Source organism: Tunturiibacter gelidiferens (assembly GCF_014201335.1).
GTDB classification, from domain to species: Bacteria; Acidobacteriota; Terriglobia; order Terriglobales; family Acidobacteriaceae; genus Edaphobacter; species Edaphobacter lichenicola_E.
In genome coordinates this window covers 98,059-119,626 of the sequence record NZ_JACHEB010000015.1, presented here as the reverse complement: position 1 = coordinate 119,626, position 21,568 = coordinate 98,059, and the positions used below count along the sequence as shown (strand labels likewise).

24 protein-coding genes and 2 pseudogenes are annotated in these 21,568 nt (G+C 54.5%); 9 read left to right on the top strand and 17 right to left on the bottom strand.

Annotation, left to right across the window (positions count from 1 at the left end; genetic code table 11):
- Window positions 1-6 precede the first annotated feature (6 nt).
- Together HDF14_RS24305 and HDF14_RS27770 are read right to left on the bottom strand one after the other, a co-directional pair.
- A complete protein-coding gene (locus HDF14_RS24305; protein ID WP_260698556.1) occupies window positions 7-870 on the bottom strand; it encodes an acyltransferase family protein in 864 nt (287 codons plus the stop codon).
- Between the two features lie 55 nt (window positions 871-925).
- A pseudogene (locus HDF14_RS27770) lies at window positions 926-1,060 on the bottom strand (DsbA family oxidoreductase); the annotation flags it as partial.
- 126 nt (window positions 1,061-1,186) lie between these two features.
- Here HDF14_RS27770 and HDF14_RS24295 point away from each other — a divergent pair.
- On the top strand, window positions 1,187-1,570 hold the full coding sequence (locus tag HDF14_RS24295) for a winged helix-turn-helix transcriptional regulator (protein WP_183981376.1): 384 nt from the start codon (window positions 1,187-1,189) through the stop codon (window positions 1,568-1,570).
- A gap of 339 nt (window positions 1,571-1,909) precedes the next feature.
- The gene (locus tag HDF14_RS24290) at window positions 1,910-2,224 is read left to right on the top strand and encodes a hypothetical protein (RefSeq protein WP_183981341.1); all 315 of its coding nucleotides are present in this window, start codon (window positions 1,910-1,912) and stop codon (window positions 2,222-2,224) included.
- Window positions 2,225-2,418: 194 nt separating this feature from the next.
- On the opposite strand, the gene HDF14_RS24285 is transcribed toward HDF14_RS24290, so the two are convergent.
- The 8 genes and pseudogenes from HDF14_RS24285 to HDF14_RS24255 form a co-directional block, all read right to left on the bottom strand.
- Window positions 2,419-2,859 (bottom strand): amino acid permease, encoded by a 441-nt coding sequence (locus HDF14_RS24285; protein WP_221304865.1) that lies wholly within the window; start codon window positions 2,857-2,859, stop codon window positions 2,419-2,421.
- A 38-nt stretch (window positions 2,860-2,897) separates the two neighbouring features.
- A pseudogene (gene trpC / locus HDF14_RS24280) lies at window positions 2,898-3,724 on the bottom strand (indole-3-glycerol phosphate synthase TrpC).
- Between the two features lie 203 nt (window positions 3,725-3,927).
- A complete protein-coding gene (locus HDF14_RS26975; RefSeq protein WP_313899681.1) occupies window positions 3,928-4,332 on the bottom strand; it encodes a zinc-binding dehydrogenase in 405 nt (134 codons plus the stop codon).
- Window positions 4,329-4,844, bottom strand: a complete 516-nt coding sequence (locus tag HDF14_RS26970) for an alcohol dehydrogenase catalytic domain-containing protein (RefSeq protein WP_260698554.1) — start codon at window positions 4,842-4,844, stop codon at window positions 4,329-4,331. The genes HDF14_RS26975 and HDF14_RS26970 overlap by 4 nt, the downstream gene beginning before the upstream one ends.
- A gap of 219 nt (window positions 4,845-5,063) precedes the next feature.
- Window positions 5,064-5,456 carry a cupin domain-containing protein gene (locus HDF14_RS24270; protein WP_183981340.1) on the bottom strand — a complete coding sequence of 131 codons (393 nt, stop codon included), beginning with the start codon at window positions 5,454-5,456 and terminating at the stop codon, window positions 5,064-5,066.
- Window positions 5,457-5,567: 111 nt separating this feature from the next.
- The gene (locus tag HDF14_RS24265) at window positions 5,568-6,311 is read right to left on the bottom strand and encodes a helix-turn-helix domain-containing protein (RefSeq protein WP_183981339.1); all 744 of its coding nucleotides are present in this window, start codon (window positions 6,309-6,311) and stop codon (window positions 5,568-5,570) included.
- 654 nt (window positions 6,312-6,965) lie between these two features.
- Window positions 6,966-7,385, bottom strand: a complete 420-nt coding sequence (locus HDF14_RS24260; RefSeq protein WP_183981338.1) for a DoxX family protein — start codon at window positions 7,383-7,385, stop codon at window positions 6,966-6,968.
- Window positions 7,386-7,566: 181 nt separating this feature from the next.
- Window positions 7,567-8,439: an NmrA family NAD(P)-binding protein gene (locus HDF14_RS24255; RefSeq protein WP_183981337.1), complete on the bottom strand. Its 873-nt coding sequence runs from the start codon at window positions 8,437-8,439 to the stop codon at window positions 7,567-7,569.
- Window positions 8,440-8,608: 169 nt separating this feature from the next.
- On the opposite strand from HDF14_RS24255, the gene HDF14_RS24250 reads away from it, so the two are divergent.
- On the top strand, window positions 8,609-9,289 hold the full coding sequence (locus tag HDF14_RS24250; protein WP_313899680.1) for a TetR/AcrR family transcriptional regulator: 681 nt from the start codon (window positions 8,609-8,611) through the stop codon (window positions 9,287-9,289).
- Window positions 9,290-9,764: 475 nt separating this feature from the next.
- Here HDF14_RS24250 and HDF14_RS24245 read toward each other — a convergent pair whose 3' ends face one another.
- Window positions 9,765-10,784, bottom strand: coding sequence for an IS110 family transposase (locus tag HDF14_RS24245; RefSeq protein WP_183981336.1), 1,020 nt, complete (start codon window positions 10,782-10,784; stop codon window positions 9,765-9,767).
- Between the two features lie 260 nt (window positions 10,785-11,044).
- A complete protein-coding gene (locus tag HDF14_RS24240; protein WP_221304862.1) occupies window positions 11,045-12,040 on the bottom strand; it encodes an AraC family transcriptional regulator in 996 nt (331 codons plus the stop codon).
- Between the two features lie 321 nt (window positions 12,041-12,361).
- Between HDF14_RS24240 and HDF14_RS24235 the strand changes: the two genes are divergently transcribed.
- From HDF14_RS24235 to HDF14_RS24220, 4 genes are all read left to right on the top strand, one after another.
- Complete coding sequence (locus tag HDF14_RS24235; protein WP_183981334.1) at window positions 12,362-13,093, top strand: SDR family NAD(P)-dependent oxidoreductase; 732 nt, start codon at window positions 12,362-12,364, stop codon at window positions 13,091-13,093.
- A gap of 101 nt (window positions 13,094-13,194) precedes the next feature.
- Window positions 13,195-13,929 (top strand): SDR family NAD(P)-dependent oxidoreductase, encoded by a 735-nt coding sequence (locus HDF14_RS24230; protein ID WP_183981333.1) that lies wholly within the window; start codon window positions 13,195-13,197, stop codon window positions 13,927-13,929.
- A gap of 71 nt (window positions 13,930-14,000) precedes the next feature.
- A complete protein-coding gene (locus HDF14_RS24225) occupies window positions 14,001-14,603 on the top strand; it encodes an NADPH-dependent F420 reductase (RefSeq protein WP_158945372.1) in 603 nt (200 codons plus the stop codon).
- Window positions 14,604-14,668: 65 nt separating this feature from the next.
- Window positions 14,669-15,085, top strand: a complete 417-nt coding sequence (locus HDF14_RS24220; RefSeq protein ID WP_183981332.1) for a nuclear transport factor 2 family protein — start codon at window positions 14,669-14,671, stop codon at window positions 15,083-15,085.
- Window positions 15,086-15,438: 353 nt separating this feature from the next.
- Here the strand turns inward: HDF14_RS24220 and HDF14_RS24215 are convergent, their stop codons facing one another.
- From HDF14_RS24215 to HDF14_RS24195, 5 genes are all read right to left on the bottom strand, one after another.
- Window positions 15,439-16,470 (bottom strand): IS110 family transposase, encoded by a 1,032-nt coding sequence (locus tag HDF14_RS24215; protein WP_183981331.1) that lies wholly within the window; start codon window positions 16,468-16,470, stop codon window positions 15,439-15,441.
- Between the two features lie 208 nt (window positions 16,471-16,678).
- Window positions 16,679-17,926, bottom strand: a complete 1,248-nt coding sequence (gene hflX / locus HDF14_RS24210; protein ID WP_406707267.1) for a GTPase HflX — start codon at window positions 17,924-17,926, stop codon at window positions 16,679-16,681.
- Between the two features lie 445 nt (window positions 17,927-18,371).
- Window positions 18,372-18,881, bottom strand: coding sequence for a peptide-methionine (S)-S-oxide reductase MsrA (gene msrA / locus HDF14_RS24205; protein ID WP_183981329.1), 510 nt, complete (start codon window positions 18,879-18,881; stop codon window positions 18,372-18,374).
- A gap of 4 nt (window positions 18,882-18,885) precedes the next feature.
- Complete coding sequence (gene msrB, locus HDF14_RS24200; RefSeq protein ID WP_183981328.1) at window positions 18,886-19,341, bottom strand: peptide-methionine (R)-S-oxide reductase MsrB; 456 nt, start codon at window positions 19,339-19,341, stop codon at window positions 18,886-18,888.
- A 140-nt stretch (window positions 19,342-19,481) separates the two neighbouring features.
- Window positions 19,482-19,892 carry a helix-turn-helix domain-containing protein gene (locus HDF14_RS24195; RefSeq protein ID WP_183981327.1) on the bottom strand — a complete coding sequence of 137 codons (411 nt, stop codon included), beginning with the start codon at window positions 19,890-19,892 and terminating at the stop codon, window positions 19,482-19,484.
- 554 nt (window positions 19,893-20,446) lie between these two features.
- Here HDF14_RS24195 and HDF14_RS24190 point away from each other — a divergent pair.
- Together HDF14_RS24190 and HDF14_RS24185 are read left to right on the top strand one after the other, a co-directional pair.
- Window positions 20,447-21,025, top strand: coding sequence for a hypothetical protein (locus tag HDF14_RS24190; RefSeq protein ID WP_183981326.1), 579 nt, complete (start codon window positions 20,447-20,449; stop codon window positions 21,023-21,025).
- Window positions 20,970-21,551: a site-specific integrase gene (locus tag HDF14_RS24185; protein WP_183981325.1), complete on the top strand. Its 582-nt coding sequence runs from the start codon at window positions 20,970-20,972 to the stop codon at window positions 21,549-21,551. The genes HDF14_RS24190 and HDF14_RS24185 overlap by 56 nt, the downstream gene beginning before the upstream one ends.
- Window positions 21,552-21,568: the final 17 nt, after the last annotated feature.

Genomic DNA, 21,568 nt, shown 5'->3' with positions numbered 1-21,568 from the left:
CAGGCTCTAGACTCGGCCTTGCTTTGCAAGGAACCTTCTGCTTAACCATTTCCGTACAGGCTCGTCGTAAAGCTTCAGGCTGGTATACGCAATCGTGATGGCCGCGATCGCGACCAGAAGTGCTGGGAGGACGCCCTGAGCTCCGGTTGGTTTATCGCGTACGACCCACTGAGTGTAGATGTAGATCAATGGATAGTGTGTGATGTAGAGCGGATAGGATAAGTCTCCGAAAAACCGCGCCACTCGAATCGATGGACCGTCAACACGCTTCTCGCCGGCACCGATGGCCACAATGATCGGGAAGAGAAGGATGACGCAGAACGCTTCGTAAAGGCCATTCATCCAGTGGTACTGTGTACCTCCGAACCGCGGAAGCGACAGTGCAACAAGCAGGAGCAGGCTGGAGATGCCGAACGCACCCCTAAACTGGATGCGCGCTCCGAGTCGACTGAGCAGAATCCCTGCGAAAAAAGGGAACAGAAGCCGGGAGAAGCCGACGTGCAGCTCCTTTGCGCTAAAAGCCCAGCCACCAATGAGGTCTCCACGCTGCCCAAAGACGGCGAGCTGAATGAGAAGAATGGCTGCCAGGAAGACGAACACGCTGAGGGCTCTCTTTGAGAGCTTACGCAGGCCAAGCGCGTAGAGGATGTTGGCGATGTACTCAAAGAAGAGCGACCAGGCCGGGCCATCGAGTGGCTGCATCTCATTCCAGCCCCGGATGTCCATCGAGGTCGGGAGAGGAAGCAGGGTGCAACCCACGAACATGACCAGCAGCATCTTCCACACGGGGGTGGTAGCGATCAGGGGAAAGGCCGGACCCTTCTGGAAATAAAAGAACGCCGCACCAATGAGGCTTCCCATGATGACCATGGGTTGCAGGCTCCCAACTGCCGAACTTCGCCGAGCGGTACACTCGCCGGTCGAGGCCATTGACTGGCATATCGGCATTCAGCTCGAAGGGAAGCCAAGGCATCTCAACCCTTTGCCCCAGGATCGCGGCCGCTTTCTCTACCCGCCGCTTCGCCACAAAGCACCATGGACAAATCAAATCGGACACCATATCAACCACCAACGAATTTGTGTGCTGTGTACCTGTCTCCAAGACATCCTTCATAAAGGGCGCTCCGCACGTCTTCATTACTCTAGAGACCAAGTAACTAACAAACAAGTCGTTACTAAATGGTGACTGTCGAAGGACTATGAAAACAAAGATCCGATCGGACGTCGCAGAACCGCTTTACGATCCGCAGTACCCAGCCAGACAGGTGTTGCAGATCATCGCCGATGGACCCCAATCGTCCTTTTTTGCATCAGAGGCCGCACCCGTCGTTTCAACGAGCTGCAGCGTTCGATCCCAGACATCTCCAAAAAGATGCTCACTCAGACGCTACGGAAGTTGGAGAAACGCGGACTGCTCAACCGACTGATTCATCCAGTTGTCCCCCCTCATGTTGACTACAGCCTCACGCCAGCAGGCAACAAGTTCGCCGAAGCCGTCGCATTGCTCTGCGAATGGGCCGTGCAGAATAAGGCTTTGCTCAAGCAGGTTGCCGCCAGAGGCACTCACTGAGTAGTCGATCTAGCACCAAATGGGTATAGAGGACCGGCAACTTCCGGATGGCCGACCAACCTACTCCATTCGTGGACACAAGGGCACTTATGGTTACTAGTACAGCGGATCGCATTCTCAGTTCTTATGCTGAATGGCGCGTGCCATGCGCTTGTCCAACATCTGCATACGAATAAATGCTGGGATGAAGCCCATCTTCGGATCGGCTCCTCCAGAGGCAGCATGCTCACGACAGTTTGACTGCCCGGCCACGATGCTTTCATGTACTCCGTGAAGAGCGAAAAGAGGGCTGCACTGGATGCATACTCCCATCCGTCAATCCTGTTCAGGACGGGATCTATGATTCCCTTGCGGCTCTCAACAATCACCTTGATCCGTTCCTCAATCAGAAAGGCGCTTTCTCGTCGTATCACGACATTCATCAGCGCAATAGAGAAACACGTGATCATCGCCACTGACACGATGCTGAAGAACGAGAAGATGATCATCATCTTCCATCGAATGGCAGCCCATGCATTGCTCAACTTCAGAAAGGTCTTCACTTCCCTACCGCTCTGTGCTCGATCCAAGCACTCATTACAAATGTCGTTGTCACAGTACGGCACAGGGACGCACGGCATCGCGCGCATGACTTACAACACGGCGACCAGATGATTCGAGCTAACGGACTCGAGCTTTTGCTTGGTTGGGTCAAGAAAATCTGAAGTGCGGCGCTTTGAATGTGCCGTTCGTATTTGTCTCTATGAACTTAGATAGGATGTGAGACTGCTCTGATGAGGGATGACATCTCTGCCAAACAAACTTGAGTCTCATCTTGCTTCGAATCCCGCACGATTGAACAATCGACATTAGCCATTCATGATTTTAAATCTATCGTATTCGTTTCGTGATCCGCCTCCGAAGTCGCCCAAATGACAAAACAATGAAGCGATGCAAGTTACCAGCCACATGAACCAATAGTTCCAGCCGGTCAGGTAACCAGGAAGTGGGCCTAAATAATTATGGGCGTATCGACTGAATGAACCGGCGACCGGTTTATGTACAGCCATTTCGCCCAACGCGCGCAAGATGATGAATATCGTCGAGCCACCGACGATGTAAGAGATGAGAAGTGCCGGACCCGCGAGGTCGATCGCGGTCGCCGAACCTAACAACAAACCCACTCCTGTGGTCGATCCCAAAGCCATCAGACGAATGTGGCGTTCCTGTAGGCTGCGCTTTAAAACTTGTTCGTTCATCTTCAGTGTCCCGACCAAATCTGGTCCCGCATTACACTGCTTGATCGACAACTTACTTTCTCCATTTTCAATTACTCATGAGGTATCACTCAGATCTTCACATCACGAGCAAGAAAGGTTCGGGCCCCGGAGGCAGAGAGTCGCAGGATGTCTGCGTGATTTGATATGCCGCTTTCGCTAACAATGACCCGGCCCTTTGGAATTTGAGCTGCTAATTCCTCGGTCGTACCCAGCGAAACTTCGAAGGTACGCAGATCGCGATTATTGATGTCGACGAGCTTCGTTTCGAGTGGGAGCGCACGCTCTAGCTCCTGCTCGTTATGCACCTCGACCAAGACACCATTCCAAGATCATGGGCCGCATGCACCAGTTCACGAGCCTCAGCATCATTGACGCTGGCCATAATGATAAGAACGCAATCGGCACCGCAGACGCGGGCTTCATCGACCTGGTAGGGCTCAAAGAGAAAGTCCTTACGCAAGACGGGCAGGCCTGAAGCGTCGCGCGCAAGACGAAGGTAATCCAGATGGCCCTGGAAGGATGGTTCATCGGTTAGAACCGAAAGACAGCTGGCTCCTCCTTCGACATAAGCACGCGCTAAGGCGGGAGGATCGAAGTCCGGACGAATCAGTCCTTTTGACGGACTTGCTTTCTTGATCTCGGCGATCAGCGTAGGACGACCCGAGGAAAGATGACTTTCGATAGCGGCCGCAAAGCCCCGCGGGGTCGGCGCTTGTCGAGCCAACTTTCGCATCGCCTCGACGGAAGTTTTTTGCTTGGCGAGGAGAATTTCCTGTCGTTTGTAGACTTCAATCTTAGCGAGAATGTCGGGTTTCGAGGTCGTCTGGGTGCTCACTTCAATTTTCCATTCTTCATATAACAGTTCCGCATCGGATTTATTCCGGGTAAACTCCATGGGTGCCACAGCCCACTCGCTCGTGGTTTGGGTGTAGTTGAATGCGTAGCTAACTTCAGGCCGGTGTGTATTCACGCCATCGGCGGTAACCTCAAAAGCCGACAGGTCTCTATAAACTGTGACCTTAAGTTCAACTTAACTCACCCCTCCGCATTATTCGTGTCTATTACTGTAGTTTGTATCGAGTATTGCGGCGGACGGAACTATTTCGTCCGGATGATTAGCTTTCCGGGATTGCCAGCAATCGAGCCATCATAAGCATGGTCTGCTTCTTCCATCGGCAGCTCAGCTTTGACAAAAGCTTTCAATTCCCCGGAATCGAAGAGCTTGCCCAAGGAAGCTAATTGTTCTCCATCCTGTTCGACGATGAAAAAACCACTCTTTACTCGTGAATCGGTACTGGCTTCTGCGTCTGCAGCAATCGTGACCAGCCTACCACTCCGCTTGAGAAGACCCCAGGATCTGTCCAAGGTTTCTCCACCCACGGTGTCGAAGATTACATAGACTACGCCTGCCTCTTCAAAACGGCGCTCCCGATAATCGATGACCTCATTAGCTCCAAGCTGCTTTACAAAATCGATGTTTGCCTTGGACGACGTGGCAATCACATACGCTCCCTGCGATTTTGCAAGTTGAACCGCGAAAAGTCCCACCGCCCCAGCCCCTCCGTGTATAAGAACCCGCTCGCCTTTCTGCAATTTTGCCCGGACATGAAGTCCCTGCCATGCCTCAGCAAGCCAATCGGAGCTGAGGCCGCTTCGATGTGGGACAGAGAAGATGGCTTCGGAGAAAGATTCGATGGTTTTGTTATGCAGAACTCGGCCGTAGCACCCTCTGCGAACCAATCGTTCAGGCCGAAAACAGCGTCTCCCAGGCTATAGCCAAGTGCCCCCGCGCCTAACCCAGCAACTGTGCCTGAGAATTCATGTCCAGGAATTGCCTTCGATCGGGCTGTACCGTCCGCATAGTGGCTGGTGGGATACCAAAGCTTCTCTGTAGGGGTCACTCCGACGGCGGAAACCTGAATCAAGATTTCGCCCGCTTGTGGCTCGGGTACCGGACGCCTCACCGGCTGCAGGTTCAGTTTGCCTGCAAACTCCATTGCTTTCATATCTGCCATTGCTTCACTCCGTGGAACTCGTTGAATTAGTTGTGGTCTCGCTATCGGGACGTAGTGTCGTTTGCGGTCTTGTGCTCGCTTAACTTCGTGATCGACTTAGACAGATTGTCCAAGTTTCGGCGGCGTGCAAAGTTTTCGAATTCATACGAACCTCCACATAAGCAATATTGCTTCAAACAAGACGTCTATCTGGAGAGCTGCAATCCACGACCTCCGAAGCTAGTGGGCAGGAATGAGAATTGGTGCTCCTTCGTTCTTGATGAAAAATACGATGAACTTCGCGGGTTTGGTCTTGCTCGCATTACGGCCCACAGTGTGAACGTCTTCAGGCGATTCGTAGAAGACCTGTCCCGGACCAAGCCGCTGAAGCGTGCCTCCGCGAACTTGCATCTCAACTTCCCCTTCGAGAACGTATACCACCACATGTGCATCATGCCGGTGGATCGCGTCGACAGCTCCCGGGGCGTAATTGACGGTAATAACTTGAATCTCTTTACCCGGCGCGTCGGGTAGCTTCTTCGTCAGGAGTGTGTCCACTGTTTGTGCGTGCGCTGTCGTGCCCACCAGGCTAAGAACGAATAGAGTGAGGATAAACTTCTTCATGTTATGCATTGTTTCTGTCCTTTCGCGACGAACTTCGACGAATACTACCGGGTAACCGATCTGTGTGGCTGACACTCTCCTGTTCAAGCCTCTAATCCTGGACCGTCCTCGCATACCACCTCAACATGTAGAACTTGCAGAAGACCTGACATACGAATCTCGCAACCGTCTGCTCAGTTTGAGTCGCTGGTATTCTGTAGGACTTAGACCACACACCTTTCGAAATATCCGAGCAAAGTGTTGTTGCGTTTTGAAACCAAAAGCCAGAGCGATATCGATCATTCGTAGATTCAACGATACGAGCAACTCTTTGGCGCACTGCACTCTTTGTTGCAATACGAATTGGTGTGGGCTTTCACCCATCGACTTTTTGAAGATGTGAGAAAAGTGAGTAACGCTCAGACCCGTGACTGCTGCCATGTCGGCGAGGCTTATATCTTCGCTGATTCTTGATCGGACAAGGTCTATGACATTACGACGACCAACGTCGCTAAGCCCACCTTTGATTGGACGCCAGGCTTTCACTGAAAGAGAGTAAGTTCGTACTAAAACTGCTGCCAATGCCATTTCAATAGATTGAAGAAATAATTGGCCACTGGGGAAACCAGATGTTCTTTCGATATTGACAGCAGTCATCAGAGCTCTGATCCGAGGATCCTTGAGCTTAGGGATACTATGCAACTCGATCTCTCTATTCGCCTCGCCCGCAGCCTCGTTTAGGTGGAGATCAGACAGTTCGAACCGAGGTTTCTTCATTTGGTCCGGGCTTTCGACGAGCCCGACAACATGACGACGACATAAAGCAATGTCGCCTGCCATATATTCAAGCCGTTCCGTTGGACGGCCGGCGATGCTGAGATTCATAGTTCCAGGCTGAAGCATCATCACAACAAATTGAGACTCATGCACCAACCTGAATGGTTTTGAAGTGAGAGATATTAAATCGACCCTCGATGACATCTGTCTAAATCCTAACTAAGGTACCAAGAACCCAAGGAATGTTGGCTAGCCAACATTGGCGGCCCTTATAGAAAGGGATGCAGTTTTTAAAGAAAGAATGCAGCTTTCCTCTTTCGGACCACAGTACGAATAGAGGAAGTCCTATGTTTGCAATGATCAGCTAACAGGTGACAAGTGATCATTTACGTCATTTGTTATGTGGCTCGCTATCTTGGCAAACATAACTAGATCAGATGCTTCATCTCTGTGAGCGAGACACAAAGCTATGGCATTGATTATTGGAATGAATCGATTGTGATATGTCATGATTTCGAGCCACAGTAGATTGGGATTCTGATTTTGTTTTCTCAACAATTGGAGAAAGCAGAGGACTCTTTGGACCACAGGGTGAATACTGTCGCCAACCTGTAGGAGCTCTACAATGTCGTTACGGATTTTGCCGTACCAGTAGGTGGGCGTCCTCCTGCACCTTCCCCTGATGACGACAAGAGCGTTTAGCAGGACTGACGGTGCTGCCAGCGGCGCGCAGGAAAAAACAAACTGCGCTGAGCGTGTTCTTCATATCGACCACCTATTTGCGCGCAGGCACCGTCTCGACACATACGAAGCGAAGACGAACGCCATGACGAGAATCGGATCGAATTTATCCCAAGTACTGCCACCGCCATTCAGTTGTGAATAGAACGCGAGTAAAAGGGTGATCGCGAAACCAGCATAGACCCACTCAGTGAATCGAGGCACATTGGGAATCAGAAGGCCCACGCCACCGAGGATGTGGGTTACGCCAATCAACGGGATGATATAAAGCGGGTATCCGAGCTGCTGATTGGCGATCCTCCATTCGCCGGGATCGTGAATGAGATATAACCTTCCGAAGTACACCCACATGAAGGCGACAAGACCGGTTGTTACCATCGCGGCTATTTGAGTTGCTCGACCTGACTGCACGGATTTATCTATTGTTTGTTCGGCTTTCATAGTAAAAGGATCCTCTTCTTGCGGTTACGATGGGATGGCCTTTCGCCAGCGCGGAACCGGACGATCAGCCGTCCGGTTCTGCCCGTTGCACTCAAACAAGAAATTTCATGTTTGAGCTCAATCTTTTTTGACGTTAGCGCCGCAGTTTCCAAGGAACCGGCTGGTTAAGCTTGCCCCGGACTTATGCTTTGACGGCATTCAGTGCAGCCGCAAACACATCGCGTGCGGACGTTGTACCCGCTACGTGCTCGGTACCCGTGACTCCGAGGTCCATCCATCCCGCGTTAATGCTTTCGAACATTTCTTCGGCCGGTCCAGTGTGGCCCTTCGGGACGCCGAACTGCTGAAACGCATCCGCCCAGGCGGCACGCGGGAGTGCGAAGGCTTTTACGTCGAGTTTCAGGACTCCACCCAATTGTGTGGCCACTTCATCCGCGCTTACCATCGAACCCAGCTCGATGACGCGATGGCCTGACCACGCCGGCCCAGCCAGAAGGGTTGCCACCTCTGCGCCGATGTCGTCTGACGCGACCATTGCCGATTTCCGGTTCGTAGGATTGTAGAAGACCGGTAGTGTTCCGCCTTGGGCGGCCTGTAAGCCGAAAAGAAAGTTCTCGAAAAAGCCGCCTGCGCGTACAAATGCGACCGGAGAGGGCAGGCTGCGAAAGCCTTGCTCCAAAAGTGATAAGGCCGTGATCATCCCTATCCCACTTGTTCTATTCGCGCCCATCGACGAGAGTGCTACTACCCGCGAGGGCACTACCTTGCTCAGCGCCTCGATATAGTTCGCAATCACGCCCTTTGCTTCTTTGTAATCAGGCGAGGGCGCCCATACAGCCGGCAACATAACAAACGCACCCTCAACACCTTTGAGCGCCGCCGCTATGGCTGTCGCATCGTTCCAGTCTCCCTCCACCAACTCCACGCCTTGGTCTGCCCACTTCGCCGCTTTCTCGCGATCGCGAACAAGTGCTCGCACCTGTTTGCCTTGCTTCAGCAGGTGCCGCGCGGTGGCGCCCCCAACGTTTCCCGTAATGCCCATGACTAAATACATGCTCGTTTTCTCCTTTTGCCTCGTATTTGGTCGCCCATCCAAATGAGCGACCTGACGATTAGAGCCCTAAAACTAACCATTGGTCGCAAAATAATCGATGGTTTTAATACCAATGGATACAAATCAACATTTGGTCGCAAAAAGCGTCAAAACGGATTAGGCTATTGAAGTGACATCCACATCACCAAGTCGACGGGTCGAGCGCAAGGAGAGGTTGCGGGGCGAAATCCTTGCGGCTGCCAGCAAAATGTTTGCCGATCGCGGCTACGAAGCCGTGACGCTTCGCGAGATCGCTAAAGAGATCGGCTATACCCACGCCGTGATCTATCAGCATTTCCCCGACAAATGGCACATTCTTGCCGAGTTGAGCAGCGAGACGATCGAGCTGATGGTTCAGAACTTCGACGCGATTGCCGCTAAGCATCTTGCACCGAAAGAGCGTCTTTTTGCGACTTCACGCGGATTGATTCAATTCTGCATTGCCCATCCACAACAGTTCCGTAACGTCTTTTTCGGGCCTGAGAACCGCAACGGTGTCCGCGCTGGACAATACATCAACGACCTTGGCGAGCCGTTGTTCGCGCGTTTCGTGCAGCTCTTTTTCGATGTTGCCAAGGAAGAACGATTGCCAAACAGAGATGACATAGTGGTAGCTCACACCTGGTGGTTTTCGATCTTTGGTCTCGCCACACTGATGGTTATCCAAGGGGCTGTGCCCGACTTGCCTGACCAGGCTCTCGTGGTCGACCAAACGATCGCAACGCTTTGGGCGGGCGTTCAGGCCGTTCCGCGATTGCCCAAGAGCGCAATCTCTAAACGATCCGGCCGATCCAGTGCCTCAAAGCCATAACAGCTTCTGTCTACTGAGGAGCTGTTGGAGATACCCGTGAGAAGTGCGAAGGCCTGAACGCTATGAAGTATTGAGACAGGTCGTCGAAGATCAAACGCAATCAAAGCTTGTGCATGCAAGATACATAGACCTTGATCGCTTAGGCGCCCCGGCATTCGATTGGTATCGGGAATGTATGGTCCGCCGCTGGACTGCAAGGGAAAGTTTGGTCGAGAAGACAAGTCTGCGCAAATGTATTCGGCCTTTCGGTGGAGATCAGCTCTCCTGGCAATGATGAGTTGCGCGCGTGTCTGTCCTTCTAAGTCGGTCAGTCGTTGAAGACCATTCTCGGTACCAGGCTGCGGACACGCCGTTGTGACTGTTCTTTCGTCCTTGCTGCCCCTGTGCAGACTTCGGTGGGGAAGCTTAGTCGTCGTGGTGGTGCGAAAGTGGGAGCGCATCAGCGCTTCCAGGCGCAGGCGTCTTTTCCGCAGCGTTATGCGGCGACAGGTCTGTACTCATTGCCGCTGGAGAGCACGGCCCATGCGATACGTGCGAGCTTGTTGGCCATGGCGACCACCACGACGTTCTTGGGAGCTCTGTGATCGAGTGCGTCCAACCATGCTCCGATCGGCGCTCTATCTCGCTTGATCCGCAGCACGGCAGCGCGTGCGCCATGGATCAGGATCTTACGTAAATAGACGTTGCCCCGCTTACTTATGCCGAGCAGCTTGGCCTTCCCTCCCGTTGAATACTGGCGCGGCACAATCCCGAGCCATGCTGCGAACTCTCGTCCCTTGCGAAACGCAGCACCGTTACCGATGGCAGCGACGATGGCCGTCGCCACGACCGGCCCGATCCCAGGAATCTTGCGGATGCGAGTACACCCGGCATCGCTGGCAGAGATGCGCTCCAGTTCATCGTTCAGTTCTTCGATCTGCTGCTCAACGAGCTTCCACTCACCCCACAGCGTGTCGATCAGGTTGTGCATCAGCGGTGTCAGGTCGGCTTCGGCGTTCTCAAGGATGTCCGCCATCGCTGCCTTGAGCTTCGCCGGCTTCTGCGCAAACACCCTGCCGCGTTCGAGCAGAAAAGCCCGCAGTTGGTTGATCACTGCCGTTCGACGCGAGATCAGCCGATCCCGAACACGGTGAATCGCTTGAAGGTCTAGTTGGTTATCCGTCTTGATCGGAACGAAGCGCATGTTGTTGCGCTCGACTGCTTCGCCGATCGCCTCTGCATCGACGAAATCGTTCTTGTTGGACTTCACAAAAGGCTTCGCAAACTGCGCGCCGATCAGCCGAACGTCATACCCCTGCTTGCGTAATGCCCGACCCAGAAAGTGCGCGCCAGAGCAGGCTTCCAGGCCGATCAGCGACATCTGCATGTTAGCGGTGAACATTAGGAGTTGCTTCTGCGTGAACTTCTTCCGCACGAGCACCTTACCAGCTGCGCCAAGTGCGACGAGGTGAAAGGTAGTCTTGCCCAGATCGATGCCAACCGAGTGTATCTGCATGCCGATGATCCTCCTTGTAGAAGCTGCCACCACCATCCCTCTACTACGGCTGAAGAATCAAGCGGCGGACCATTTCATTAGTCGGCTTCTCGTCACTGCTTTCTCACATGTCGAAAAGAGCGTTTACCGGGACTGATCGTGGTCGGTTTTGGGTCCGTGGTCTCCCGTTCCCAAATGCGAGGCAGCTGGGGCACCCGTTTCAGTGGAAGAACACACTTCCATGGCCCCTGGGCCCCGCCGCCAAAGTCAGAATCCTCCGCTTAAAAAGCTTCCGCCGTTCCGGCATTACCGTGGCCTTCAAACCCATGTTTGAGGTATTCACCAGGGTTGGCCCCGACAACTCGCTTGAACGCCTTACTGAACGCAGCGTCGGACTCGTAACCGACAGACCGAGCAACGTCTATGAGCTTCTTGTCACGCTGTTCGAGTAACTGCATCGCCTTCTGCATCCTCCACTCGGTTACGTATTCCAGCGGTGTTTGTCCGAGTAGCTCTTTAAAACGCGCTGCGAATGCGGAGCGAGACATGCCCGCCGCTTCGGCCAGAGATTCGACTGTCCAAGGTGTATTCACACTGTCGTGAACGGCACTCAGAGCAGTGCCAATTTGAGGATCGAAAACAGCACGAAGCCATCCTTTGTTACGTTCCGGTCCCGACGCGATATGCGCCCGGAGTATTTGGATAAACAAGACCTCGGCTAGCCGAGTCGCGACTATTTCAGATCCCGGCACCTGTTCTGCCATTTCTGACGCCAGCGCTCGCATTGTGTCGTGAAGAGCTAGCGTGCGTGCCTGCTCGGCCTTAATCAGAATGAAGCTCGGCAATAACTGAGTGATCGGCCTCAGGCTGGCGCGATCGAAACTCATGGACCCACAGACGATTGTCGTCGGCGCGCCACCCCCTCCATAATGAGCGACATTGTTGTTGGCTTTGGCCCCGATCTCGCGGAAACTCCACCTCGGACGTGTTCGCGGGCTGTCGCGCAGAACGATCAAAGTCCCCCGGGCGAGCAAAAAGCAATCGCCACCGGTGAGGGGAATCGGCTTCGGAATCCCTTCCACACTCAGCCAGCAGTTGCCGCGCGAAAGCATGACGAAGTGCGCCAAATCTGTGGGTGGCATCTCTTTGTCGGAAGGCGTGACTTTGTCTTCGGTCCGCTCTTCCTGCTTTACGCCCCACGGGGCTGTGGCTTCGAGCCTGTGCAGACCGAAAGCGGTTACGTGCAGCGTTCTGAAGATGTCTGTTATCGGGTCCAACTGAGCCTCCATCTGCTCTCGAAAGCAATAGTGTTCTGTGAGCCTCTGCGAAACTGCGCAGCTTCGCTCGTCGGACAAGTGCAGCATCAGGTCGAAGAGGCCTCTACCATGACGGACATTCTCCTTCCTTCCAGCATCACAACTCCTAGACTCCTTTTCCCCCGCGCGTCCCAGTTCTATCAATAATGAGCAAAACAGCTCGGTTTAGCCATCTTTCTGGACGAATAGACAAAAATCTTGGACTCCCGAGCAGTTTTCGTCCGCCGCCAAAGAATCTACCTTAGTGTACGGAATGCTTCACACATTCCGAAGGGAGCAATTATGGGAAAGCTTGAAGGTAAGGTTGCAGTCATCACGGGTGGATCGAGCGGCTTGGCGCTGGAGAGCGCCAAGCGGTTCGTTGAAGAAGGCGCCTACGTTTTCATCACGGGCCGGAGGCAGGAGGCGCTCGATGAGGCGGTCAAGCTGATTGGCCGGAACGTGACCGGCGTGCGCGGCGACGCGTCCAATCTCGACGACCTCGACCGTCTGTTCGACACAGTCAAGCGGGAAAAGGGCAAGATCGACGTTCTGTTTGCGAGCGCAGGCAAGGGCGAAGCCGCCAAGCTGGGTGAGATTACTGAGCAGCACTTCGATGCGGGCTTCGACCTGATTGTGCGTGGAACGCTGTTTACGGTTCAGAAGGCGTTGCCACTGCTCAACGATGGCGGATCGATCATCATGATCGGGTCCGTTGCTTCGGTAAAAGGATTTCCTGGTTTCGGCGTGTATGCGGCGAGCAAGGCGGCATTGCGTTCATTCGCACGCACATGGGTCAACGAACTGAAGGGCAGGCATATCCGCGTGAACGTGCTGAGCCCGGGGCAGGTCGATACACCGGATTCCCAGCGACTCGACAAGGAGACGAGGGAGATGTTCGAATCCCTGATCCCGCGCGGCAAGATGGGTCGTCCTGAGGAAATTGCGGCGGTCGCGCTGTTTCTTGCTTCAGACGAGTCGAGCTACGTGAATGGGGTGGATTTGGCTGTCGACGGCGGCTTCTCAGCCATCTGAATTCGCGCCGACGAATCGACAAAAGATTAGGACTCGCGAGCAGTTCTTCTCCACCGCCAAAAAGATCACTGAATTCTACAGATCGACCAAAGGGAGTCATTATGGGAAAGCTTGAAGGAAAAGTTGCAGTCATCACGGGTGGGGCTACCGGCATCGGCCGCGCCGCAGCAAAACGCTTCATCGAGGAGGGCGCCATCGTCTTCATCTTCGGCCGCCGGCAGGCAGAACTCGACGCCGCTGTGGCCGATCTCGGGTCCAACGCCCGCGCAGTGAAGGGCTCGATCTCCGATCTGGCCGACCTCGACCGGCTCTACGCGGCGGTGAAGGCCGAGCGCGGAACCCTCGACATCGTTTTCGCCAATGCCGGGGCGGGAAGCCCGCTTCCGCTTGGCAAGATCACCGCCGAGCACATTGACGAGACCTTCGACACCAACGTGAAGGGTACGATCTTCACCGTCCAGAAGGCGCTTCCGCTGATGGGCAAGGGCGGTTCGATCATTCTGACGGGCTCGAGCGCCGGCACCACGGGCGCCCCGACAATGAGCGTCTACAGCGCGAGCAAGGCGGCAGTGCGCAACCTCGCGCGGACCTGGGCGGAGGACCTGAAGGGCACCGGCATCCGGGTAAACGTGCTGTCGCCCGGAGCGACGGCGACAGAACTCGCAAAGGCAGCGTTAGGCGAGGAGGGCCAGAAGGTCTACGCCGCGATGACTCCGCTCCAGCGCATGGCCGATCCGGCGGAGATCGGGGCGGCTGCTGCCTTTCTCGCGTCGGACGACAGCAGCTTCATGACCGCTAGCGAGCTCGCCGTCGACGGCGGCTTAGCGCAAATCTGACGCACTCGCCCAACGGCGCTCCAGTCGATTATTCGGAGCGCCGCAGGATTCGGTAAATCAAAGGAGAACATATGAGCTACGCAATTGTAGGATTCGGAAAGATAGGTCAGGCTCTCGCCCAAGCCTTTGCCCGTAAGAATATCAACGTGGCCGTTGCGAGTCGCCGGCCCCCCGAGGCGTTGGCACCGCAGGCTCGGGCGATTGGACCCACGGTCGTCGCCAAGTCGCTGCGGGATGCACTCGAGGCTGACACAATCATCTTGGCGGTTCCGTTCGGGGAACATCGCGAGATTGCGAAGGCCCTGCCGAGTTGGAAAGGCAAGACAGTCATCGACGCGATGAACTCGTTTCCAGTCCCACCTGAGGAACTGGACGGTCTCCCATCCTCCGCATTCGTTGCGAAGTCGTTCACCGGCGCCAAGTTGGTGAAGGGTTTTAATCACCTGGTTGCGGCCACACTGGCTACCGACCCGATCGTCGAGGGCGGCCACCGGGTCGTCTTTCTGTCGAGCGATGACGAGGACGCTATCGCTCCCGTGGCGGATTTGGCCAAACAACTTGGGTTCGCACCCGTCAAGCTTGGAAAGTTCAACGAGGGTGGCGCGTTAGTCCACGCACGCGGCAAGACTTGGGGTCTGCTCATCTTTCAGGATTTGTTCAAGAAGCAGCAGTAATCGACGATTCCGAAACGTCCGATTGGATCGGACACGCTTGAGGTAAGGGAAAAGGAGAGATTCCGATGAGCATCGAAAAGAATGTCCAAATTGTGAAGGATTTCTTTGCAGCAATGGGCAGCCGCGATAAGCAAGGTCTGCTGGCGTTGGTTGCCGAAGATATTGAGTGGATCGTTCCGGGCGAGGACTGGCCGCTGGCCGGCACGCACCGCGGGCACGCGGGATTGGAGAATTTACTTCAGAAGGCTAACGAAACGGTGGAAACCTCATACCCAAAGCCCCCCGAATTCGTGGCGCAGGGAGACCGGGTTCTGGTCGTCGGCGTCGCTACGGGGAAAATCAAAGCCACGAATAGGGCGTTCAAGGACGACTGGGTCTTCGACATCACCGTTCGAAACGGCAAGGTGACGAAGATTCGGGAGTACATCGATACGCAAGCACTGGCGCGGGCCTCCGAGATGGCCGCGAGCCCCAGGCTGTAACCCATCTGAAATTGGCGGATCTCGGTGAGTGCATTTTCGCCAATGCACTCATTGAGACACGATAACTACCGAGAATGTATGGTCCGCCGCAGGACTGCAAGGGAAAAGCTTCGGAGCGATATACAAGTCTGCGGCAATATATTCGGCCTTTGAGTGGAGAACGTGTCTCCTGGCCATGATGAGTTCCGCTGCGTGCCTGTCCTTACAAGTCGGTCGGTCGTTGGAGAGACCATTATCGGTATCAGGTTGAAAGCACGCCGTTGTGACTGTTCTTTCGTCCTTGCTGTTCCAGTGCAGACTTCGGTGGGTAAGTTCAAATCCGTTGATGTGGCGCCGTTACTGGCACTGTCAGTTCATGCTGCGGAGACGCTCGATAGTGGTCTATAGTCTTCGCCGCTTGATAGTACGGCCCATGCGATGCGTGCCAGCTTGTTCGCCATAGCAACCACGACAACGTTCTTGGGAGCTCTGGCGTCCAGTCGATCCAGCCAGGGCCCGATGGGTGCTCGATCTCGCTTGATCCGCAACACGGCAGCTCGTGCACCATGGATCAGAACCTTGCGTAGATAGACGTTGCCACGCTTGCTGATGCCGAGCATCTTCGCCTTGCCTCCAGTGGAATACTGCCGTGGCACGACCCCAAGCCATGCTGCGAAGTCTCGCCCCTTACGGAAGGCAGCTCCGTTGCCGATGGCGGCAACGATGGCCGTGGCTACGATCGGTCCAATGCCTGGTATCTGACGAATGCGGGTGCAACCGGCGTCTGCAGCGGAGATCCGTTCCAACTCCGTGGTGAGTTCTTCGATCTGTTGTTCAACCGTCATCCACTCACTCCACAGAATGTCGATGAGGCTGCGCATCTGCGGTGTCAGATCCGCTTCCGCGTTCTCGAGGATGTCAGCCATTGCAGCCTTGAGCTTCGCTGGTGTCTGCGCAAAGACCATCCCTCGTTCGAGCAGGAATGCCCTTAACTGGTTGATGACTGCTATGCGCCGCGAGATAAGCCGGTCGCGCACTCGGTGGATAGCCTGGAGGTCCAGCTGATCATCCGTCTTGATCGGAACGAAGCGCATGTTCTTGCGCTCGACGGCTTCAGCGATAGCTTCGGCATCCACGAAGTCGTTCTTGTTAGACTTCACGAGAGGCTTCACGAACTGGGCTGGGATCAACCGAACGTCGTGGCCCTGCTTCCGCAATGCCCGTGCCAGAAAGTGCGCTCCTGAACAGGCTTCCAAACCGATCAGCGATGTCTGCATGTTCGCGGTGTACGTCAGTAGCTGGCGCTGCGTGAACTTCTTCTTCACGAGCACCTTGCTAGACGCTCCGAGTGCTACCAAATGAAAGGTCGTCTTGCCCAGATCGATGCCAACTGAATGTATCTGCATAACGATGATCCTCCTTGTAAGAAGCTGCCTTCACGATCCTCCTGCTCAGGCAGGGGAATCAAGCGGCGGACCATCTCATTAGTCGGCTTGTAGTGACTAATCCAACCGGCGGTGGAGCGACGCGGTATTGGTTTGTGCCTTAGGCTCGGAGACTTGCCTATTCTTAAGTCCGATGGATAATTCTGTATGCTTCGTTCGCACACGTTCGTTAGGATAGGTGATGTTTCTCACGGAAACGGCAGTACCGGTCAAGAAGGGATGCCGGTCCGCGGGCTCGGAAAAAGACTAGGTTGCCTTCGAAGCGTTTCTCGTTGATGATTGCGCCCCTTTCGAGGGCGGTAAGTATGGAGCCTTCTGATTGCGGGAGCCTAAAGCTTGACTCGACGAGCGGGTCGACCACGAGCGCCGCATCGACGGCCTTCAGAAGTTGGTCAAGGCCCGTACGCTGAAGCGAGGAGACGGGAATCGCTTCGCGATCTCGGGAGAGGTGGGCGAGTTCCCGCAACGGGATGAGGTCGGTCTTGTTCAAGACCTGGATGACGGGCTTGGCCGATACTCCTAGCTCGGCTAAGACTTTTTTAACCTGAATTTTCTGCTCCTCGCGCATAGGACTAGAGGCATCCTGAACGTGGAGAAGAATTTCGGCTCGCTCGACTTCTTCAAGGGTGGCGCGGAAGCTTGTAACAAGTGTGTGGGGAAGATTGCGTATGAAGCCGACGGTATCAGACAGCAGGATCTTGCGTCGGGAAGGAAGCTGCAGCTGCCGGAGTTTGGGGTCAAGAGTAGCGAACATACGCGCCGATTCGAGCACACCGGCTTCAGTCAAGGCATTGAAGAGCGTGCTCTTGCCGGCGTTGGTATAACCGACGAGGGCGACCACAGGGACCGGGACTGCTTCGCGCCGCTGCCGCTGCTGGCGGCGAATGCGACGGACAGCGTCGAGCTGGGTTTTGATGTGATCGATCCGAAGGTTGATCTTACGCCGATCGGTTTCAAGCTGAGTTTCGCCAGGGCCGCGGGTTCCGATGCCGCCGCCGAGCTGCGACATGGCGCGACCGCGTCCGGCGAGGCGGGGCAGCTGGTATTTGAGCTGTGCGAGTTCTACCTGGAGCTGGCCCTCCCGGGTCTTGGCATGGCGCGCGAATATGTCGAGGATGAGCTGCGAACGGTCGATTACATGGCAGGGTAGCCGGGATTCGATGTTGCGAAGCTGCGAAGGTGTGAGGTCGTGATCGAAGAGAACAAGCGACGCGTTGGTGCTGGCCACAACGTCAACGATTTCGTCGAGTTTGCCCTGACCGACGAGGCTTGAGGCATCTGGCTTTTGGCGGCGCTGAACGAGAGTAGCCGCAATGGTCGCACCGGCCGATCGGGCGAGTTCCTCGAACTCTGTGCGGCTCGCATCCAAGTCGAGGGCGGAGGCTTCGTTGCCTGGGAGGTCTTCCTCTCCCGCCATGACAGAAGCCGCGGTTCGGGCAAGTCGAGCGGCCGCCGTAAGCTTGCGCTTGCGGAGTTCTCCCGTGAACTCGACCACGACAATCACGGCAAGTTCCTGCTGAGTCTGCGAGGTACGCAGTTCGCGGGCTAGAAGTGCCGCGTCCTGTGCTTCGCTTGCCTCCACAAGACTGCGACGGACTGTCTTTCCACGGTTTCGGCGTGATTGCGCCTGATCCGGAGTGGCTACGTGCGAAGCCCTCTTACTAGTCAAATTCGTCTCAATTCAGGGCCGAGTTCTCGACCGACTTTCCAACGGTCTTAGCTATTTGCTGCATAGGACTGAATCAGGCTGAACTGTGCGGGTGTTTCGCGGACTTGTAGTGCGAAAGGATGGGGGCTCCGCAACAAAAAACCTTCCGACACAGCAGACGACCTTACGCGAAGCCATGAGACTTCAAGCGCGCTCAGGCAGCTCGCTTTGGAAGTCTCCAATTCGGTCTGATGAAATGGCAGGTATATCCATTTGGAAGACGCTCGAGATAATCCTGATGCTCCGGCTCGGCCTCCCAGAATGTACCTGCCGGAACTACTTCGGTCACGACTTTGCCGGGCCACAGTTCGGAGGCATTGACGTCCGCGATTGTGTCTTCCGCAATCCGCTTCTGTTCGTCTGTCGTGAAAAAGATCGCCGAGCGATAGCTCGTGCCGGTGTCATTCCCCTGACGATTCAACGTCGTAGGATCGTGAATCTGGAAGAAGAACTCTAGGAGGAGACGATAGGTGAGCTGTTGAGGGTCGAAGACAATTTCGATTGCTTCAGCGTGCCCTTCATGATTACGGTAGGTCGCGTTTGCAATAGTGCCGCCCGTATATCCGACCCGCGTCGTAATTACGCCCGGGAAGCTGCGCAAGAGATCCTGCATTCCCCAAAAGCATCCGCCTGCGAGAATTGCGCGCTCGTTCGATGATGTCATGCCGTTACTCCAGTCCTTTTTTCTCGAACAGCTCGAGATACTTGCCGTACCCTTCGCTCTCCAACTCATCAAGAGGAATGAATCGAAGCGACGCGGAATTGATGCAATAGCGTAGTCCCCCAAGGTCTTTGGGGCCATCATCAAAGATATGTCCCAAATGGCTGTCACCGTGGGTCGATCGTACTTCCGTTCGGCTCATGCCGTGACTTTGATCTGATCGTTCGTCCACATTGCTTGGTTCAACTGGTTTAGCGAAGCTTGGCCAACCGCAATTGCTGCCGAACTTGTCTAGCGAAGAGAAGAGCGGCTCGCCCGATACGATGTCCACGTAGATACCAGCTTCATCATGATCCCAAAAGGCGTTTTCAAAAGGTCGTTCGGTTCCGCCTTGCTGTGTGACTTGGAACTCCTCAGAAGAAAGGCGGGAGATCGCTTCCGCACTTTTTGTGTAATTCGGCATGTCTGGACCAACCTCTGATCTTCTTAAATTCTACAACCGCGTTGCTAAGACCATTTGCCTCGTCAATGGACTGGCCATTCGAAGAAGTTGACTCTCTGAGCGAAGAAATTCAGGTCCGCGAGTTATTCCTCTGGTGTTGTTCAGAGGGGTCGACTGCATATTTGCCCCAAATGCGGACACACGATGAATCTGGCACTGATCGACCTCAACGCGATTACGACGGGCAATCGAATCGACAACAAAGTCGAGACTAGAAACGGATCGGTATAGGGCGACTTCCCGACGTTCAACACGATATCCACGCCCCGCGCTGCTCTTCTAGCAGCCTGAAATGCCCGCTCGGCATGAAGTACGGATATTCGTGCCTCTTCGACAAAAGCTCGAGCCGAATCGTTGACTTCAACCATCTGGTGATCCCGGGGAAAGAGCGGAATGCCAAGACGGTCTTCCAGTTCAGAGATTCTCTTTGTCAAAGCCGGTTGAGTTATATGTAGTTTCTGCGCGGCTCTGGAAAAATTGAGTTCTTCCACCAGCGCAATCGCGGCTTCCATCAGCCTGATGTCATTTTGCCCCATCTCCAGCCTCCCTTGTACTGCTCAATTCGGGATATCCAGACTGCGGTGCATACCTTTAGATGCGGGTTGAAGGCTCGAACGATGCCGCGTCCTAAGCACGGTCAGCGTCCTCGTTATTCCTAAATGGAATAGCGCCCAAACCAATTGGAATTGGACTCAGATTCACAGTTCGCCGATGCTTGTCGCTAATGCTCTACCCGATGCTTCGACATCGCTGCGGAGACGATCTCAAGCATCATTTTCTTATTTTGAACAATTTTCGCTAGAAGGGAAAGAAGAATAATGAACCAATTTTTAACGGAAATCGAACTGTCTGATCGGATTCACGTGAGTCTGGCAACCCTCCGGCGCTGGAGGCTAGAAAATCAGGGACCGAAGTTTCGAAAACTGGGAAGTCTAGTCCGTTACGGGGAGTACGATTTAACCCTGTGGATGGAAGCGCAGCCTAGTGGTGGGATGGGCGAAATGGAACGCATCCCCCCGGCATCCATCCATTCCGGGCGCGACCGGATTCAAAAACGAGGGTAGGCATGGCGATCTTTCAGCGTGGTGAGATCTGGTGGTACGAGTTTCCCTTTTCGGGAAGACGTATTAGGGAATCGAGCAAGAGCACGTCAAAGACATTGGCTCGAACCGCCGAACGGAATCGAAAGCGCGAGCTGGAAGAGGGGTTCAACAACGTGTCGGACACTCGGCACGAACGAGTGCGAACAGTTGGGGATATGGCAGGGGAATATCTTACCGCTTATAAGTTGCGTCACCCACAATCAGCGGTTTTCGCAGACTATGCGGTTTCACACGTCAAGCGAATCGTCGGGAGCAAGATGTTTGTCGACTGTAACGAGGCTACGATAACCTCCTACCAAAATGAACGATTGAGGGAAGGTGCAGCTCCCAAGACCGTTAATGAAGAGGTTGGCTTTCTGCTTCGTATCATGGATGAACTTGGTGACATTCTTCGCGTTCGTCTTATAAAAGCGAAAGCTGCTGAAGCTCAAGGTTGGCAAGTCTATCGGCAAGGCATATTCAGAAGAAAAGGTTCGGATGTTAGAGGTGGCGAAGAGCGCCCGTTCGCCGCACATCTATCCCGCCATCATGCTCGCTCTTAACGCAGGCATACGGGATGCCGAGCTCAAACAGCTCACCTGGGGCCAGATCAACCTAAAGCGAAGTTATCTGACTGTCGGAGAAAGTAAGACGGAGGCAGGTGAGGGACGAACGATTCCTCTAAATTCCTCTCTGGCCAAAACGATGAACGAATATGCCGAGTGGTATAAGGAACGGTTTGCGGCGACTGAACCCGGCTGGTACGTCTTCCCTTTCGGAAAGCCGCGTCCGAACGATCCCACCAAACCTGTCACCGCCCTAAAGACCGCCTGGAATAACGTTCGGAAGAAAGCTAAAGTTACCGGGCGTTGGCATGACCATCGCCATACGATGATCACGGACCTGGCTGAAAGCGGGGATGGGGACCAAACCATTATGGATATTGCCGGCCATGTCTCCAAGAGCATGTTGAAGCATTACAGCCATATTCGGATGGAAGCGAAACGAGACGCATTGGAGTCTATCGTCAAACGCAACCCGCAAAAAAAGGTGGGTTCAGGCCCTCCGAAACGTTCGAAAGTTGCCTAGTCGCTCGGACCGAAAGC

Bases quoted from the DNA above. Each gene is read 5' to 3' on its own strand.
- HDF14_RS24305 (WP_260698556.1), bottom strand. From the start codon at position 870: ATGGTCATCATGGGAAGCCTCATTGGTGCGGCGTTCTTTTATTTCCAG.
- HDF14_RS24290 (WP_183981341.1), top strand. From the start codon at position 1,910: ATGATTCCCTTGCGGCTCTCAACAATCACCTTGATCCGTTCCTCAATC.
- HDF14_RS26970 (WP_260698554.1), bottom strand. From the start codon at position 4,844: ATGGCAGATATGAAAGCAATGGAGTTTGCAGGCAAACTGAACCTGCAG.
- HDF14_RS24270 (WP_183981340.1), bottom strand. From the start codon at position 5,456: ATGCATAACATGAAGAAGTTTATCCTCACTCTATTCGTTCTTAGCCTG.
- HDF14_RS24265 (WP_183981339.1), bottom strand. From the start codon at position 6,311: ATGAATCTCAGCATCGCCGGCCGTCCAACGGAACGGCTTGAATATATG.
- HDF14_RS24260 (WP_183981338.1), bottom strand. From the start codon at position 7,385: ATGAAAGCCGAACAAACAATAGATAAATCCGTGCAGTCAGGTCGAGCA.
- HDF14_RS24255 (WP_183981337.1), bottom strand. From the start codon at position 8,439: ATGTATTTAGTCATGGGCATTACGGGAAACGTTGGGGGCGCCACCGCG.
- HDF14_RS24245 (WP_183981336.1), bottom strand. From the start codon at position 10,784: ATGCAGATACACTCGGTTGGCATCGATCTGGGCAAGACTACCTTTCAC.
- HDF14_RS24235 (WP_183981334.1), top strand. From the start codon at position 12,362: ATGGGAAAGCTTGAAGGTAAGGTTGCAGTCATCACGGGTGGATCGAGC.
- HDF14_RS24230 (WP_183981333.1), top strand. From the start codon at position 13,195: ATGGGAAAGCTTGAAGGAAAAGTTGCAGTCATCACGGGTGGGGCTACC.
- HDF14_RS24225 (WP_158945372.1), top strand. From the start codon at position 14,001: ATGAGCTACGCAATTGTAGGATTCGGAAAGATAGGTCAGGCTCTCGCC.
- HDF14_RS24220 (WP_183981332.1), top strand. From the start codon at position 14,669: ATGAGCATCGAAAAGAATGTCCAAATTGTGAAGGATTTCTTTGCAGCA.
- HDF14_RS24215 (WP_183981331.1), bottom strand. From the start codon at position 16,470: ATGCAGATACATTCAGTTGGCATCGATCTGGGCAAGACGACCTTTCAT.
- hflX (WP_406707267.1), bottom strand. From the start codon at position 17,926: ATGGCGGGAGAGGAAGACCTCCCAGGCAACGAAGCCTCCGCCCTCGAC.
- msrA (WP_183981329.1), bottom strand. From the start codon at position 18,881: ATGACATCATCGAACGAGCGCGCAATTCTCGCAGGCGGATGCTTTTGG.
- msrB (WP_183981328.1), bottom strand. From the start codon at position 19,341: ATGCCGAATTACACAAAAAGTGCGGAAGCGATCTCCCGCCTTTCTTCT.
- HDF14_RS24195 (WP_183981327.1), bottom strand. From the start codon at position 19,892: ATGGAAGCCGCGATTGCGCTGGTGGAAGAACTCAATTTTTCCAGAGCC.
- HDF14_RS24190 (WP_183981326.1), top strand. From the start codon at position 20,447: ATGGCGATCTTTCAGCGTGGTGAGATCTGGTGGTACGAGTTTCCCTTT.